This is a genomic window from Staphylococcus arlettae (assembly GCF_025560845.1).
Lineage (GTDB): Bacteria > Bacillota > Bacilli > Staphylococcales > Staphylococcaceae > Staphylococcus > Staphylococcus arlettae.
Window position 1 is genome coordinate 92,652 of sequence record NZ_CP094803.1, and the last position, 18,299, is coordinate 110,950.

13 protein-coding genes are annotated in these 18,299 nt (G+C 30.0%); 12 read left to right on the forward strand and 1 reads right to left on the reverse strand.

Annotated features, from left to right (window positions below):
* Positions 1–51: 51 nt before the first annotated feature.
* From MUA37_RS00435 to MUA37_RS00455, 5 genes are all read left to right on the forward strand, one after another.
* Positions 52–2,904, forward strand: coding sequence for a thiopeptide-type bacteriocin biosynthesis protein (locus MUA37_RS00435; RefSeq protein ID WP_172604804.1), 2,853 nt, complete (start codon positions 52–54; stop codon positions 2,902–2,904).
* Positions 2,889–4,136, forward strand: coding sequence for a lanthionine synthetase LanC family protein (locus MUA37_RS00440; protein ID WP_172604805.1), 1,248 nt, complete (start codon positions 2,889–2,891; stop codon positions 4,134–4,136). Before MUA37_RS00435 ends, MUA37_RS00440 begins: the two co-directional genes overlap by 16 nt.
* 65 nt (positions 4,137–4,201) lie before the next feature.
* Entirely contained in the window at positions 4,202–5,857 is a 1,656-nt protein-coding gene (locus MUA37_RS00445; protein WP_262624918.1) for an ABC transporter ATP-binding protein, read from the forward strand.
* A 16-nt stretch (positions 5,858–5,873) separates the two neighbouring features.
* Entirely contained in the window at positions 5,874–6,131 is a 258-nt protein-coding gene (locus tag MUA37_RS00450) for a hypothetical protein (RefSeq protein ID WP_002510393.1), read from the forward strand.
* Positions 6,128–6,901, forward strand: a complete 774-nt coding sequence (locus tag MUA37_RS00455) for a S8 family peptidase (protein WP_142019203.1) — start codon at positions 6,128–6,130, stop codon at positions 6,899–6,901. Before MUA37_RS00450 ends, MUA37_RS00455 begins: the two co-directional genes overlap by 4 nt.
* Positions 6,902–7,633: 732 nt before the next feature.
* On the opposite strand, the gene MUA37_RS00460 is transcribed toward MUA37_RS00455, so the two are convergent.
* Positions 7,634–9,052: an anion permease gene (locus MUA37_RS00460; RefSeq protein ID WP_021459554.1), complete on the reverse strand. Its 1,419-nt coding sequence runs from the start codon at positions 9,050–9,052 to the stop codon at positions 7,634–7,636.
* A gap of 701 nt (positions 9,053–9,753) precedes the next feature.
* Between MUA37_RS00460 and MUA37_RS00465 the strand changes: the two genes are divergently transcribed.
* From MUA37_RS00465 to MUA37_RS00495, 7 genes are all read left to right on the forward strand, one after another.
* A complete protein-coding gene (locus MUA37_RS00465) occupies positions 9,754–10,686 on the forward strand; it encodes a DMT family transporter (RefSeq protein WP_002510389.1) in 933 nt (310 codons plus the stop codon).
* 17 nt (positions 10,687–10,703) lie between these two features.
* Complete coding sequence (locus MUA37_RS00470; RefSeq protein WP_193325250.1) at positions 10,704–11,951, forward strand: ATP-grasp domain-containing protein; 1,248 nt, start codon at positions 10,704–10,706, stop codon at positions 11,949–11,951.
* 13 nt (positions 11,952–11,964) lie between these two features.
* A complete protein-coding gene (locus MUA37_RS00475; protein ID WP_214336555.1) occupies positions 11,965–12,495 on the forward strand; it encodes a type 2 periplasmic-binding domain-containing protein in 531 nt (176 codons plus the stop codon).
* A 22-nt stretch (positions 12,496–12,517) separates the two neighbouring features.
* Positions 12,518–13,759 carry a DUF6421 family protein gene (locus tag MUA37_RS00480; protein WP_002510386.1) on the forward strand — a complete coding sequence of 414 codons (1,242 nt, stop codon included), beginning with the start codon at positions 12,518–12,520 and terminating at the stop codon, positions 13,757–13,759.
* 268 nt (positions 13,760–14,027) lie between these two features.
* Positions 14,028–14,603, forward strand: a complete 576-nt coding sequence (locus MUA37_RS00485) for a PadR family transcriptional regulator (protein WP_107399466.1) — start codon at positions 14,028–14,030, stop codon at positions 14,601–14,603.
* A gap of 23 nt (positions 14,604–14,626) precedes the next feature.
* Positions 14,627–15,757, forward strand: a complete 1,131-nt coding sequence (locus MUA37_RS00490) for an FAD-dependent oxidoreductase (RefSeq protein ID WP_002510385.1) — start codon at positions 14,627–14,629, stop codon at positions 15,755–15,757.
* A 430-nt stretch (positions 15,758–16,187) separates the two neighbouring features.
* Complete coding sequence (locus MUA37_RS00495) at positions 16,188–18,299, forward strand: heavy metal translocating P-type ATPase (protein WP_142019206.1); 2,112 nt, start codon at positions 16,188–16,190, stop codon at positions 18,297–18,299.

Genomic DNA, 18,299 nt, shown 5'->3' on the forward strand with positions numbered 1-18,299 from the left:
AACTTAAGCCCCCCTCTCTTTTATAAAATTAAGCAATTAAGGATGATGTTGATGATATATTTAAGCAATTATGCAATGTTAAGAAAACCGGGGCTCAGTTTTTCTGAATATTTTATATTATCAAGCGATAGTTTTGAGAAATTATCATTAAAACAGCAAATACAAACTTTGATGAAGATACCAATGTTTGAAAAGGCAATTTGTATTGCATCGTTAGATTTATATAATTCATGTTTGCAGTTAGAATCAAAAAATGAAAAAGATATTAAAAATATACATTCAAGTTTAATTAAATATTATATTAGAATGTGTACTAGAAACACCCCATTTGGTATTTTTTCAGGGTGCTCTATAATTAATGTTTTTAATAATAGTGGTAATTCAGACCCCCAAAATAATTTGATACCTGTTTGTTCTCTTAGTGAAGAGTGGATAGAAAAATTCATTCGAGAAATTATAGAAAAAACGAATATAATCAAAAAGTTATCGTTAAAGACTAATGAAAATATAGTTATAAAAAACGGAAGAATGTATGTGGATTTTATTCCTGGTAAAATGAAAGAAACATCTATAAGTACTATCCAAAATGAGTTAAATAATTTTGTCTTAAATTATTTAACTAAGAAACGTTCATTTTATGAGCTATATAATGTGTTGAGAAATAACAATATAAAAATAAACGAAACAATATTAATGGATTATCTTAAAAGTTTGATTAGAAGAGGATTTATTTTAACAGATTTACAGTTGGCTAATTTTAAATGTATGGATATCGAAAATCTTTATATGTTGATAAGAGAACAAAAGTTACCTTATAAATACAATAGTGTTTTGAGAAAATTAGAAAATATAATAAAAAAGAAAAGTATAGATTTAGTTGATTATAAAAATTGCATAGAAGAAACAAATAAGATTATACCCAATGTAATCCCATTTAAAATAAATTCAATTTTCAAGAGTAATATTAATTTTGAAAATGACATAAAAAGTGATATAAAAGAGATTGCAAAAGTTTACTATTATATAAATCAATATTGGAAAGAAACTAGTGATTACAATGAAAATTTTATGGAAAAATATGGAATAAACGTAGCAGTTAATATTAAAGATTTAGCATATCAAAATAGACATTTAGGCTTGAAAAAATCATTGACAGTGAAAAGAGAAAATCAATTACTATCAGGGTTAGTTTTTGGTTTAGGAAATGTTAACAAAGAAATCTTCGATTTAAGTGATGTACTTGATTTAAATAAAATAGAGTACACAGTACCAGCAAGCTTTGATCTCTATTTTAGAATTTTCGAAGATGAAAAAGGGGATAAAATGTATTTCCCTTCTGGAAATATAATTACAATTGAATCACATAGGACTTTTGGGAGATTTATTAGATATTTCGAAAGTATTAAAGAAAAAATATATAGTGAAAAGAGACAGATGCTAAATAAAATATTAGAAGGGATATCAGTATGTGGTGTTTCTTTTAAACCATTAGACTTTAAAGGATTAAATGTTATGGATACACCTATACTATTTGAAAGAAATCTCTTTTTTGATTCTTACGAAAAAGATTATCAGTTAGCTAATATTTCAGTTTATTGCGATGAAAATGGAGTAATAAGAAATTTTGATAATAAAAATAAGAGGAAACTTCACTTGGCTACTAATAACATGTTGAATCATGAAGCAAGTTCTTCAAAAATATGCAGTTTTCTTTTAAATAACTCTGAAAATAATTATGTTAAAGCCTACCCAATCAATAGTGAAGAGTTAGAAAGATTTATTTATTATCCGAGAATTTCATATGGCAATATAGTTTTAAGATTAAAAAAATGGAAATTTAAATTAAACAGTTCAACATATAGTAAAATTATTGAATCTTATAATAGTGGAAATTTAGATAGATATATCAGTTTAGTACAGTTAGATAATTTTATTTTGTTAGACCTTGAAGCAAAATATACAGCGGATTTAATCAAAAAAGAACAAAATTCAATGAAAGAATATTTAGAATTTGAAGAAGCAAACCATCTTGTTTGTAATAAGTCCAAATATAAAGAATACGAAATTGTAATTCCAGTTAATATTCAAGGAAAACGTAATCAAGCAACCAATAATAACGTTTTAATGTATGAAAATATTAAAGATAGATTTCTATCAATTAATAATGATTTGATTTATTTAAAAATTTACTATAGTTATGATTTTTGTGATGAAGTTTTGAAGAAAATACAAACCTATTTATTGAAGCAAAATATTTCAGATTACTTTTTTATTAGATATTATAAACCGGATAAACACATTAGATTGCGTATTTTTTCATTTTCTCAAAAAATACAAAATGATTTAAAAATAATAAATCATCTAAATGAATTGGATATTGTTGAAAATATAGAAATAGCTGAATATGAGCGTGAATTGGAACGATACGGCGGTATCAATAATATAGAAAATGCAGAAAATATTTTTAAAAAAGATTCGGAAATAAGTTTCAAGCTTATAAATAATAAAAATAAAATCCAATGTGCATTTATATTAGGTTTGAATTATTTGCTTATTTTTTATGAAGATTTTAATAGAGAACAAGTTCATAATATGCTAAAAGTTAATGTGGATAGAGAGGACTACAGTTTTTATAGAAAATGGATTAAATGTAATAAAGACTTTTTATTAAACAAACCAATTGTAGAAAATATTTTTTACAACAGTATGATTGTAGAGAATATTAAAATTTATAAAAACCAATTAAATGAATCTTTATTAACTTCAAAGTATCTAAATATTGTATTTAGTTTTATTCATATGTCCTATAACCGTTTAGGTATTGATAATGAAAAAGAGAGTTATATTAACAAATGTATATACTTATATATGAAAGAGGAATACTATAGATGGAAAAAATCTTGAATATAGACTCTCCCCTAAAAAATTTCAAAGACGTTTACAGAAACAATTTGAAAAATAACCCAGAAATTATAACAAACATGTATTATAGTCCAGACTTTTATTCATTAGCAAATGGTATGATTTCTTGGATTATAATTATGAATAACAGGCAATTGAATGGCTTTAAAAATTATGAGTTACAAATTCATAATTTAATAAAAAATAGAGTTACCAGAAATAACGTGGAACAGATATTTGATCCAGGTTTATTTAATGGATTAGCAGGGATTTTATACGTATTATCGAATGCTGCAAAAGATGAAAGATATTTGAATTTAATACACGGGATACTCCCATATTTGAAAAACAGAACATATAGTAAAATTCAAGAATGCTATGAAAACCGGATTAATAGGTGCGTAAAAGATTCTGATTATGATCTAATAAGTGGGTTGAGTGGTATATTAAAATGCTATTTAAATAAGTCAGTTTATAAACATATTGTGAATAATAACATAATCCATGACATTGCTAATTGTTTAAAAAATTATTTTGATTTCAAGAATTTTAATAATATCGAGGAATTAATGTTCTATATTCCTAATGAAAATAATCCGTATATTAATTCTAAAAAAGGATTAATAAATTTATCACACAGTCATGGGATTATGGGAATATTAAGTTCTTTAAATTATTATTATAAAATCTTTGAAGATGAAGATACGAAAAAATGTATTGAAAAGATATGCAATTTTGTATACAAGTTCTATAGTGATAGGAAAAAAACTTACGTCAAAAAAATATATAAAAACGAAAAAATACAATTTGGCGATAGAAATTATACTTGGTGTTATGGTGATTTAGTAATGATGCAAACTTTTTACAACGCAGCGCTAATTATTCAAAATGAATCTTATAAAAAAATATGCTTAGAGTTTTTTGAAGCGATAAACATTAAATATAGGAAATTATTATCGCCCACATTATGCCATGGGAACTCTGGAGTGTTACTACAATTATTGCATTTCAGAAAAATTCATAGACCTAGAAATGTAAATTTAGCATTTTTTAATGTAATCAAAGATTACAAAGAAAGCTATATTTATAAGTTCAGAGATTGTGAAAAGTATGATGGAAGGAGATATTATTTAGATAAAAACAATTTATTAACTGGATCTTTAGGTATCTATTATGCTATAGATTTATATTTTGGATTAGAAGATCATGTTGGATTGTTAAATCTAATTATGTGATTAAGGTGAAAATAAGAAATTTAATACAGCTTGCATCGATATCGAGAAAAACATTTGCTGTTAGTATGATAGTATCAATAATTTCAACTATTTTAGGATTGTCAATGCCAATATATTTAAAGAATATTATCGATAAGTTTCAAAGTTCAAAAATAGAATTTATGGATATCATAACAGCCATAATTATTTTTTTAAGCAGTGTAATAATGGGCTCTATATCATTGTATTTATTTAAATACATTGGTAGCAAATCTATGTTTGAAATTAGAAGTAGCATCTGGTCGAATATATTAAAGTTAAATCTAGAAACTATATATTCTTATGACAGTGGGGAAATAATAAGTCGTTTAAAGAATGACATTGAAGAAATTAATTTATTTCTAACCAATACAATACCAAATGCGATTAATTACCTACTAACATTTATAGGAGCATTAATAATTTTATTTATTTTAGATTATAAAATAATGATGATTACTGTCTTATTTATACCTGTAACTTGTTTGGTTATTTTCCCGATAGGCAACATTACCTACAACCTATCATTAAAGTTGCAAGATCAATTATCTATTTTTACATCTAAATTAAATAATGTATTATCAAATATTAAATTAGTGAAAGCTTATACTTCAGAATGCTATGAGTATAGAAGAATCAAAGGAATATTAAAAAAATTATTTGTTTTAGAACTAAAAGACGCCAAATTAAAAGCTGTAGTTGCACCTATTTTGTCATTAATAACTATAGGAACAATACTGTTTATTATTGGTTATGCTAGTTTCAGAATTAGTAATGGTAGTTTATCAACGGGGACATTTATAGCTATTCTTTACTATGTTTTACAAGTGATCCCTGCGATTATTTCTTTTACTACTGTATATAGTGATATTCAGAAAGTAAGAGGAGCAAATGAAAAAATTAGAGATTTAATTAGTAATAATAATCTAGAGATTAAGAGTTTAGAAAATATTAATACAACAGAAGTGTTATTCGGAGACTTGGAAATTAACAATTTGTCTTTTAGTTATGGAGAAACAACGTTACTAAAAGATATTAATTTTACAATTAAAGCGGGAGAAACTGTTGCTATAGTAGGACCTTCTGGAGCAGGAAAATCCACCTTATTTGATTTAATATTAGGTATTCACAAAAATTATTCAGGTGATATCTTTTATGGGGGTAAAAACATTGAAGATATTGATGTGACCGATTTACGAAATTCTATTAGTTATGTTCCTCAAGAAAATAATGTAATGACTGGTACCATTTTAGAAAATATAGTTTATGGAGAAAAAAGTATAGTTTGTTTCGATAAAATTTTAGATGTTTGTTGTAAATCTGATTTAACTGCTATGCTCCAAAATTCGTCTCAAAAATTCTTGACTATAACTGGTGAAAATGGAGTGTTTTTATCAGGAGGACAAAAACAGAAAATTGCTTTAGCTAGAGCATTAATGAAAAATAGTAATATATATTTACTTGATGAGTTTTCTTCTAATTTAGACAGCCGAAGTGAAAATGCTCTGATTGAAAATATCTATGAATTTATGAAAGAAAAAACTTGTATAATTATTGCCCATAGAATGTCTACAATTCAAAATGCTGATTGTATTTTGTTTATGGATGAGGGCACAATAACAGGTGTTGGTAATCATAAAGAGTTATATGAATCTCATAGGCTTTATAAATTATTTATTGATAGTCAAAATTGTTTTGATTAATGAAGGAGTGAACATAATGGAAATATTATTAGAAATATATATGTATATAAAGAATGAAATAAAAAAATTTATTATGGTAAGTAAAGCGCGAAAAAAATTTAAAGAGTTAAGTAATATTGATAGAAATATTAAAAAATTGTATGAAGAGAATCAAAACTATTTTGAAGCTGATGAGAAAGTGGTGGCAAAAGTAATGGAAGTCGATAAATATAGTGATACTTCTATGAAAGAATTATCTGAATTTTTGGAATATTGCTCCGAACAAAATAAATGACAAAAATTGCTATTTTAGATACAGGAATTGACATTTACCATAAACGACTAAGAAAATATATTAATTTTGATTCTTCTAAAAGCTTCATTGATCAAGATATAAAAGATTATCTTGGGCATGGAACTGCTATAGCAGGTATTATAATTTACGATGGTTTATTTGACGATGAAAAGAAAGATTTACAAATAATTGTTTGTAAAATCACAAACGAGATGAATTTTAATATAAATGTTTTTTTAAAAGCATTTAAATACGCTATTGAGTTAAAAGTAAATATAATTAATTTAAGCTTGTCTATCTACAATTCTCTTACTACAAAAAAACAAAAAGAAAAAATCAAAACCCTCATTAAGATTGCATATATAAAAAATATTATTGTAGTAGCATCAAGTGGTAATAGAGCGCAAGAGGATAATATTTTTAATCAGCAAACTGGTTATATTTATGTAGTTACTTCTAAAGACTTTAGTGGAAATATTGCTTCTTATTCTATGAATATAAGTAATGCTTATTCTGTATTTGGTGGAGATATAAATAGTATTGTTGATGATTCAAAAATTGAAGATTATTTAGTAGTTTCAACTTTCCCCGAGTATTTAGAAAGTGATTACTTTAATTTATTTGGAGTACCTAAAGGATATTCTTTTTTCTGGGGGACTAGTATTGCGACTGCCAGATTTACGTACAAAATAGTAAAAGTGTATGAAAAATATAATGAATTCAACAAAAAAATAGAGAAAGAATTGGATAAGTATAAATTAAATATTTAACCTTTTATTTGTCTTAATTACGTACTGTAATTTTCATTTTAATGTCAATAAGCACTTTAAAATACATTAACTATTGCGATTACTTTTTAACTATGAGTACTTTCTAGTTTCATTAAGTGTTGTAGTTTCAAATAATGGTTAATGACACTATTTCAAAATATAAAATAAATACTGTTTATGTTTTTAGAAAATTATTATTGCTAAAAGAGGTTGGGATAACATTGATTGGTCCCAAGCTCTTTTCATATTTTCAGTAGCTGACTGAACTGAATATGTGCTTCAACTCAAACTTGTTTCAATGCTAAGCAGCTTTACTGGGGGAGGACGACGCAATCTTTTTTATTAAATTAGATTGCTGTCCCACTTCTTTTATATTTAAAATCAACGATTTTGACTGTACATGATTGCCTGGGGTATAGTTCGAGCCTGTAGTCTCTCACGCATATTATTCCTCCGGGCGTCAGCACATTACAAAATCGATACAATTAATCTTTTGTTATGCTAAAAATAAGTCCCTTTTGTAACATTTAATAAACACTATTAAAAATAAAGAAAACGACAATTTCTCCAATATTTCAAGAGAAATTGTCGTTTTCTGTTTAGTCAGAGCTGTTTATGAATCAGATTCGTTTGTGTTATAAAGTATAAACATCAATTCTTACTTTGTCATAGGTTAATTAGAGTCATTAGCTATATCGATAAGTGTGGCATTTGTATTGAACCTTCTTAAATTTATAAAATACCTATTAATTTCATCCAAACGGAACCTAAACCTATCCAAATAATGAAATATACAATTCCCAGGATAAAGTTCATAGTCCACCAACGTTTTTGAGAAATATAGCCAGCTGAATATAGGATTGGTGCTGGGCCACTACTGTAATGTGTCGTTGAAGCTAACAAGTTACCAAAGAAACCTAGCATTAATGCACTGTATAACGGTGGCGCGCCTGCAGCAACTGCCACACCTAATAGCGCGGCATACATTGCGCTGACGTGTGCGGTTGCGCTCGCAAATAAATAGTGAGAATAAAAATAGAATAGCAACAAAATAACAAGAACAATGGGCCAATTGAAGTGACCCAAACTTGTGGCGATGAGTTTGCTTAACCATGGAATAAAGCCTAATTTATTTAACCGATCTGCCATGAGTACGAGCACTGAGAACCAAATTAATGTATTCCAGGCACCTGTTTCATTTAAAATATCTTTCCACTCTAGTACGCCTGTTAACAATAATAACGATAGGGCAATAAATGCTGTTAACGTGGCATCTATGTTAATCATGCTTCCTGTTATCCAAAGCAGTAATGAAATGATGAAGATTGTAATCATATATTTTTCTGCGGTTGATATTTTTCCCATTGTTGCTAATTCTTTATTAGCCCAGTTTTTAGCATTTGGTGTTTCTTTAGTGCTTGGGGGATATATTTTATAAATAACGTAAGGTATAACGATTAGAGATATTAAGCCAGGCACTAAGGCGGCTAAAAACCAGTTCATCCACGTTATATTTACGTTAGCAGTACTTCCGGCAAGGTGTTGTGCTAATGGATTACCTGCCATTGCAGTTAAAAACATGGCGGCAGTAATTAAATTACCTTGGAATTCGGTAAAGATAAGAAACGCACCCATTTTCCGTTCTGTTCCTTGCTTTGGATCCGAATCAAAGGATTCAGAAAGTGATTTGATAATCGGGAACATAATACCACCCGCACGTGCTGTATTACTTGGAGTGGCAGGGGCTAATATAAGGTCAACGCCGACAAGTGAATAGGCCAATCCTAAAGTTTTTTTACCAAATAATTTTACAAATTGCAGTGCAATACGACGGCCTAAACCAGTTTTGACGAAACCTCTCGAGATAAAAAAGGCAATGACAATCAGCCAGATACTGTTATTACCAAATCCTGCTACTGCAGTTTTGATGTCAGTTACGCCTGTTAGTATCATGGCTGTAAACCCAAGTATAGATACTGCGCCGATTGGCATAGGTTGTGTAATACAAGCAATAATCGTTGTTACAAATATCGCGAACATATACCAAGCTTGTAGGCTTAATGCGTCCGGTTTGATAGGGGTAAATGCACAGATGAGTATACCGATAATTAGGGGTAAAATAAATTTACGGTATTTTATTGAATTTTTCATGATGAAACGTTCCTTCCTTCTACACAATATTACTACTTACAACTATTAATCTACGCTTATCAACACTGTATGTAAACACGAAATAAATAAAGATTTATTGCAATTTACTATGCCTAAAAATCTTTTGTTTGAAGTATTGATTTATCGATTTTTGTAAAATGTATTGAATGATAATTGTTCCAAACGTCTTCATTAGTTTAGATGAACATGAATAATATTTTGCGTAATGATTAAGTAAGGTGATAAATCTGACTGATAAAGTGGGCTCTGAAATAGAGACAAGGAGTAGGTGCAATTATAGAAGAGCAAAATAATTTTGACTAAGCTATCGTAGATTTTGTTGATAGTATTAGTGGAGTAGAAGATAATGCAATTTCTTTTCTTGGAGAGCAAGTTTCAAATGTAGGAAATAGTGCTGTAACTTTGCTTGATTCAGCACTTTCAGCTTTTGGCTATAAATAAATATAATAGTTATTAACATAAAAAGGACGCCTTATTTGTAAGGCGTCCTTTTTGAGACAAAATAGATTTTAAATATAGCAAGGGCTAATCCTTTAACAAGGGTTAGTTCATTTTTGGTCTTATTTACATGTTAAACAAATTTATTATTTTAAAAATATTTAGAAATTTTAGAATTTTCTTGTAATAAGAAAATATTATAGTATTATATAAATTATGTATTTTTAAAGGAGTGCATAATATTGAATCATAAATCATTACTGTGGTTATTTTTTGTAATTATATGTTTAGTAAATGGAACGACGTGGGGAGCACAAAGAATAGGATTGGAAAATAGTCTGCCTTTTTGGTCATCATCTATGCGTTTTATAATTTCAGGATCACTTATATGTATAATTTTACTAATATTTAAAAAATGGAAGTTGCCGCCTAAAGGTTATATGCTTGCCTTATTTTATGGCATTTTTTATTTTAGTGTCCCCTTTGGTACTGTTTACTGGGGAACGCAATATGTATCTAGTGGTTTAGTTTCTGTGTTAATGTCTATGCTTGCTGTAATGCTGTTAATATTCAATAAAATTTTTGGTGGAATACCTGCTACAAAGATGCAAATATCTGGGGTTTTGTTCAGCTTGATTGGAATTATCATAATATTTTGGCAAACATTTCAAATTGATTATTCTCTATTAAGTATTGTATCTATGTTGCTTATTTTAACAAGTGGTCTAGGTAGTGCTTTAGTCACGATTAAAGTAAGAGACCATTTATCATATATGCCTATATTTAACTTTAATGCTGTAGCAATGATTATAGGTGGTATCGGATTAGGGTTTGCTAGCTTACTACTAGAGAATGGGAATCGAACTTTTCATGGGCCGAGTTTATATGCATTACTCTATTTATCAACTGTTGGATCAGTCATTGGTCTAGCATTATATATGACACTGTTAAAGCATTGGCATGTATCTAGAGCAAGTGCACATTTATTTATTTCCCCGGCAATAGCGCTCTATTTAGGTTCCTTGTTTTTAGGTGAAACATTAAATATTTACACGTATGTAGGAACGGCTTTAATACTATGCGGTGTTATGCTCATAAACATAAGCCCTAAGGTTATAACTACAATTTTCCAATATTTTAGCACTAATATTCACAAAAATAGATCTAATACTTAACGAAGGAGTAATTAAATATGGGACAGCACATTGTATTAATTTATCAAAATATTGATATCCCCTTTATATTTGAAGAGGCAGAAAAATTAGGCATTCGATTAACATTGGTGAATAGACCAAAGCAGCAACCCGTTGACTTACCAGCAGTTAAAAGACAACTATCAATAGATATTTTTAATGAACAAGTGGCAATAAATGAATTAAAACACCTGGATTCACATGATCCTATTGATGGCGTCATGACCTTGTTTGATGGTGCGGTAACCTTTACATCTCTCTTGGCAGCAGAATTAAATCTACCTAAATCTGGAGAGCATTCACATATACATTTGCGTGATAAAAGTGCTATGAGAAAGCAGTTTAATAAGTATGATATAAATAACCCAAAATACGCAGAAATTGATGATATTAGTGATATAGATGTGATTAAAGCTATGAATTATCCGATAGTTATTAAACCCAAAACTGGATTTTCAAGTCTAGGCGTTATCAAAGCAAATAATGAGCAAGAGGCGAAAAATGGTATAGAAACAGTACAAGCAATTAATGAACAAACGTTGAATTATATGTCGCATAATGAAGGGAATTCTTTTAGTGGCATTATTGTTGAAGAATATATTAATGGTCCAGAATATGTGGCAGAATCTTTTGTTAACAACGGGAAAACGACTGTTCTCTCTATTGGTTATAAAGGTAATCCACAAGGTCCATATTTTGAAGAAGGGGTTTATATTGCGCCAGCCCAAATATCGTACTCATTAAAAGAGGCAATAGAAGCACAAGTAATACATGCGAATAAAGCTTTAGGAATTATAAATGGTCCTACACATACAGAATTAAGAGTTGATAATGCTAATCAGCCTTATATATTGGAAGTTGGCGCACGTATAGGAGGGTCCGGTGTTTCACATTTCATTGTTAAAGCTAGTACCGGTTTTAATCTAGCTAAATGGTCTTTATTTGCTGCGCTAGGTCAAGAAGTTGAAATACTAAACAGCAATGAAGTGGCAAAATGTATAGCAGGGAACTATATAGTGCCAACAAAGGGCCATGGAGAAATAACGAGTTTAAAAGGTTTTAATAATGTATTGAAGCAAGAAGAAACTAATAGAATTCTCCAATTTTTGCAAGTAGGAAATATTGTCGAACCATACCCTAATTTCTCTGGATATCCGGGATTTGTTTTGACGACTCATAATAATTACGATGACTGCGTTAATTATTACAAATGGTTAGATGATGAAATTTTAATAAATTATAAATAAACGGAGGATAATGATGAAAGCTATTGAAGATATCAAATTCATTCATACTTTGGGACCAATCAACACAAACTGTGAGCAAGCTGCATATAAATGGTTAGAAGAAAATAAAATAGAAGGGGAAGTATTTTTACATAATACACTTGAAGATGCACTATTAGAAGTTAAAAAGAATGATTTTGCAGCATTGTTAGGTTGCGTGGTTTATCCAGATTTGCATAAAATTGTATTTTCCAATTTAAATGATTTATCACTAGTAGATTGCTTCATAATGCCCACTTATAATATGATTTTAGCGACAAATAATGACACGAAAGATTTAGGAAATAGTATCATAGCTACACATCCAGCTCCATCAGGATTGGCATATGATTTTACTGTCTCGAAAAATATTAAGTTAGTTAACTCAAATTCTCAAGCTGCTTTACAGTGTTCAAAGGGGTTAAGTGATGCATGTATTACGACTTTACCAGCAGCTCAAAAGTATAGTTTGAAAGTAATTAAAGATTTTGGTGAAGTTCCAATGGGATTTACAATACATTATTAGATGGTAAAGAGGGAGTATAAAAATGAAAAAATACATTGAATCTATAGAAAATATTACAATTTATTTTGAACAAGAGATAATACCATATACAACTATCATTAAAGCACATCAATCAAAAGATGGCAGTATAATTGGCGACAAATTTTTTATAGAAAAAACACTTTATCAATTAAATGAAAAGTTAAGTTATATCTATAAAGCAACAAATAATGAGTTAATGGCTAAAGCTTTTGAACAAGATATTCAAAACTGGATAAAATCAGGTTTAGAATTTAAACCAGATTTTATAAATACCCTGGAAAACTTAAAAGCACCTAACAATAAAGAATTAGTAATGTTTGTTGGTCCAGTTAAATGTCCAAATGGTCCTAAACCTACAGGGTATTTTTTTGAAGCAATATTTGCTCAACGATATGAACCACAATTATTAAATGAAATTGAAAAATTATTACCACATCCAGGATCAGGTTGCCAATCAACTAAGTTGATAACCGGATCTAATGGAGTAATAGAGGGAAATTGTATAGTTTTTTTCCCAGAAAATATTTCTACTAAAGAGAAGATTAATAATCAATCTTTTGCAGTGTTCTTTTTTAATAAGTTTCAAAAAATATGGATGAATGAAACAATACAAAGAGCAAACGTTTTAATAGACCAAAGTCATTGGGTTTCCACCACATTAACCGCTGAAGAATGTTATACGGTTCGATCAATTTGGGGGTATTTACATGATTACTTTCATCACAAAGGACCTCGACCTTTGAATGAGAATTTACAGTCTAAAATGAATTTTCATTCAGGTATTTTAGAAGAAATTAAAGTAGACTGCGAATCAATTTTAACTTTAGATAAATATTCATTACCTTATAAAAATGAATTACTAGAATTTGTAATTCTTGAAAGATTGATAAGATATCCAGGACAGCCAGATGCATTAACTAATTTTGATGCTGGGACAGGATACTTTTTGTTCGAGTGGTTGATTGAGAATGGGAATAGTTTGAAAATAAATAAGTCAGAAAATTTAGAAATCAATTTCGAACTGATGCTTGAAGATATTACTAAATTAGTAGAAGAAATCAAAACTATAGAAAAAATTGATGATGATGAAGTGTATAAAAAATCTTCGAAAGCTTTAGTTATGAAATACTTACCTAGTGGAAAAGAAGGTAATCGTTTTAGCACACCAACAAGATATAGAATGTTATCTGAAAGAGTGGTATTACCTGCTGGAAATCTCGACTTTAAAAGCATGAGTTTTTAAAATAGATATTACCATATTCTTAGGTGTTATCTAAAATATTATCAGCAATTGCTATCAATTTTCTTTAAATTTAATTGCAAAATACTAAAAAAGCCTCCTTTTAAATGGTGGCTTTTTTAGTATGCCTTCTGTTGACTAGGGCATCACGATCAATAAATGATACAGCATACTTAAAAGCCTCATTATATAAGCATAAGCAAAAAATGATAATTAAAAATAGTTATTTATTTGACACGTTTCGATATATCGAAAAAGAAGGGTGATCATTATGTTTAATAGACATTTTCATAATAGAAGACATGTATTAATGCAACAAGATAATAGAGGTGGTGGCCGTGGGTTTGATGGGTTTGACAAAATGTTTGCCTCTGCGCAAGGAAGAAACCGTTTCTTTAAAAAAGGCAATTTACAATTAAGCATATTGAGTTTGTTAGAAGAAGAACCGAAACATGGCTATCAAGTTATTAAAGATTTAGAAGCACGATTTAAAGGTTTCTATTCACCAAGTCCAGGTAGTGTGTATCCTATTTTACAGATGTTAGAAGATCGAGAATTCGTGTCAGTTTCAAAAGAAGGAACTAAAAAGGTCTATACCGTTACGGCAAAAGGGTCGGAATTTTTAAAAGAGCATAGCCAACACAATGAATTTACAAAACGTATGGAAGCATTTAAAAATATGGATATGGAGAAAATGAATGATTTAAGAAATCAAATCCAAGATTTATTCAAAGAATTTATGGTAACAGGACAAAGTGCCCTAAAAGATGAAAATAAATATGATCAATTTCAACAATTAATAAAGGATACTAAAGCACAACTCTTAAATATAAGAGAAGAAAAATAAAATATGTCAAAGAAGGTATAGTGATGAAAAAGCAAAATCTACAACATATCGCAATTATTGGTGGAGGACCAGGAGGATTAATGCTTGGTTTACTTTTGCAACACCAAGGGTTACCCTTTACCATTTATGAACGTGGCCACAAAAATATCCACAAGGATAGAGGCGGGTCATTAGATATTCATGACGATAGTGGACAACTCGCTTTGAAACAAGCGGGTATATTTGAAGTATTTCGTAAATATGCACGCTTCGATGGCGAAGATACCCGTATCGTGCGTAAAGACGGTAAAATACTATACGATGAAGATGCAGAGGATGAGGGTAGTAGACCTGAAATTGATCGTGGGAAGTTATGCGATATTATAGTTGAACAAATCAATCCACAACACATAAAATATGGTTATAAATATGAAAATATGAAACAACTTGATAATAGCCACGCCGAACTCACATTTGAAAATGGTGTAAAAGTAATTACAGATTTAGTAATTGGAGCAGATGGAGCATTTTCTAAAATTCGACCACATTTAACCGATGTTATGCCTGAGTATACTGGTATTTCTATGATTGAAATGAATTCTGATGAAAATGAACATCCAGATCTTCTCAAATTTAATAAAAATGGGAAAGTAATGGCCTTAGGTGGACATCAAGCGATATTAGGTCAACGCAATGGAGATGGACGTATTATGGCATACATTAGTTTTAAAATGATGTATGACACTCTTGATGAATACCGTAATCTTTCTTTAGACGAATTAAAAGAAAGATTGATGCACGAATTTAATGATTGGGGAGCAGATCTGAAAAAATATATTGCGTATAGTTATGATGATGTTAAATTCCGCCGTATTTACAAACTTCCTATAGGATTGACTTGGGAAACCCAAAAGAATATGACACTTATTGGAGATGCTGCGCATCTTATGAGTCCATTTGCAGGTGAAGGTGTTAATATGGCTTTACATGATGCTTATCTTTTAGCCAAGGCCTTCCATATGTATGATGATCTTACTGAAATTTTGAACAGCTATGAGCAACAAATGTTTGAAATTGCGAAAGTTCATGCACAAGAATCTCAAGATAATTTGGCAATATTTTTCTCGGACAATGGTGCTGAAACAATGGCCCAACTTTTTGAGGAAATAGCGTAACTTCTGGCTCAAGATATATAGTTATGGCTATACCGTTAATGATTATAAATTTATTGAAATAATTTCTTAATGTATCATGACTAAGACAAAGGTTGATTAAGAAACGATTTAAAGGCTCCTTGTAATGAGGAGCCTTTTTGACTTTTTATTTTGTTCACTACTATTTTAATTGGGTTATTTTCCACCTCTTAATTATATAAATAAAAGTATGTATGTATGATTTACAATAAACAATCTTATTGTAAATCAATGAAATAGTTCGCCGCACTTATTCAAAATAAAATAAAAACTTATAATAATGACTAAGCAACTTTAGATAAGTAATGCATGGGCATTAGATGAACTTATGAGCATATAAGATGTTTTCATATACCCTAACAGGGTATATTATAGGTGTAATAATAAAAATAGAAATGTAGGGGGTTTTACTTTGACTAATCATGAAGCGCACGAACATCATGAGCACCATGATCATCACGAAAACCATGACCACCATGATCACCACAATCATCATGAAGCTCATAAACATCACGACCATCAAGGTCATCATGAACACCATGATCACGGAAGTGGTCACGCACATCACCATCATGGTAATTTTAAAGTTAAATTTTTTGTGTCATTAATTTTTGCCATACCTATTATCATTTTATCGCCGATGATGGGCGTTCAACTGCCATTTCAATTTACATTTGCAGGGTCTGAATGGATTGTTTTAATACTGGCTACAATATTATTCTTCTATGGTGGTAAGCCATTCTTAGCTGGTGGGAAAGACGAAATAGCAGCTAAACAACCAGGGATGATGACATTAGTGGCTTTAGGGATTTCAGTTGCTTATATTTATAGCTTGTACGCCTTTTATATGAATAATATAAGTAGTTCGACAGGTCATACAATGGACTTTTTCTGGGAGTTAGCTACATTAATTTTAATTATGTTGTTAGGTCATTGGATTGAAATGAATGCGGTAGGTAATGCTGGAGATGCATTGAAAAAGATGGCTGAGTTGTTACCTAATAGTGCTATCAAAGTAACGAATAATGACCAACGTGAAGAAGTTAAAATCTCAGACCTCGTTATTGATGATATTGTTGAAGTAAAAGCTGGAGAAAGTATTCCATCAGATGGCGTTATCATTCAAGGACAAACATCAGTGGATGAATCATTAGTTACTGGTGAATCTAAAAAAATACAAAAATCTGAAAATGACGCTGTTATTGGTGGTGCGATTAATGGTTCGGGCACGATACAAGTTAAGGTTACAGCTGTAGGTGAAGACGGTTACCTTTCTCAAGTTATGGAACTAGTGAATCAAGCACAAAATGATAAATCTAAAGCTGAATTATTATCAGATAAGGTAGCAGGTTATTTATTTTACTTTGCTGTAAGTATTGGTGTGATTGCATTTATTGTGTGGATGTTGGTGCAAAATAATATTGATTTTGCGTTAGAACGCCTAGTAACTGTATTGGTCATTGCTTGTCCGCATGCATTAGGATTGGCTATACCATTAGTTACTGCACGTTCTACGTCAATAGGTGCGCATAATGGTTTGATTATTAAAAACAGAGAAGCTGTCGAAATTGCACAACATATCGACTATGTAATGATGGATAAAACTGGCACACTTACTGAAGGGAATTTTTCAGTAAATCATTACGAAAGCTTTAAAGATAACTGGAGTGATGACACGGTATTAAGCTTGTTTGCATCATTAGAAAGTCAATCTAATCATCCTTTAGCGACAGGTATCGTTGATTTTGCAACGCAGAAAGATATTTCATACGCTAATCCTCAAGATGTGAATAACATTTCAGGTGTAGGTTTAGAAGGCATAGTTGATCAGAAAAAGTATAAAATCACTAATGTTTCGTATCTTGATAAACATGATTTTGCTTATGATCGTGATTTGTTTACATCATTAGCACAACAAGGTAATTCAATTAGTTATTTAATTGATGAACAGCAAGTTATAGGTATTATTGCGCAAGGTGATAAAATTAAAGCAAGTTCAAAACAGATGGTAACAGATTTAGTATCAAGAAACATTACACCAGTTATGCTGACCGGTGATAATAAAGAGGTAGCGCAAGCAGTTGCACAACAAATAGGGATTAAAGATGTACATGCGCAACTTATGCCAGAAGATAAAGAAAGTATCATAAAAGATTACCAACAAAATGATAAAAAAGTAATGATGGTCGGTGACGGTATCAATGATGCACCGAGTCTCATCAGAGCTGATATTGGTATAGCCATAGGTGCAGGTACGGATGTCGCCGTTGATTCAGGTGATATCATTCTTGTTAAAAGTAACCCGTCAGACATTATTCATTTCTTGTCACTGTCCAAAAATACAATGCGCAAAATGGTGCAAAACTTATGGTGGGGTGCAGGATACAATATTATTGCAGTACCATTAGCTGCCGGTATTTTAGCATTTCTTGGCCTTATTCTTTCACCAGCAGTTGGTGCAGTATTAATGTCCTTAAGTACCATTATTGTTGCAATTAATGCCTTTACATTGAAATTAAAATAA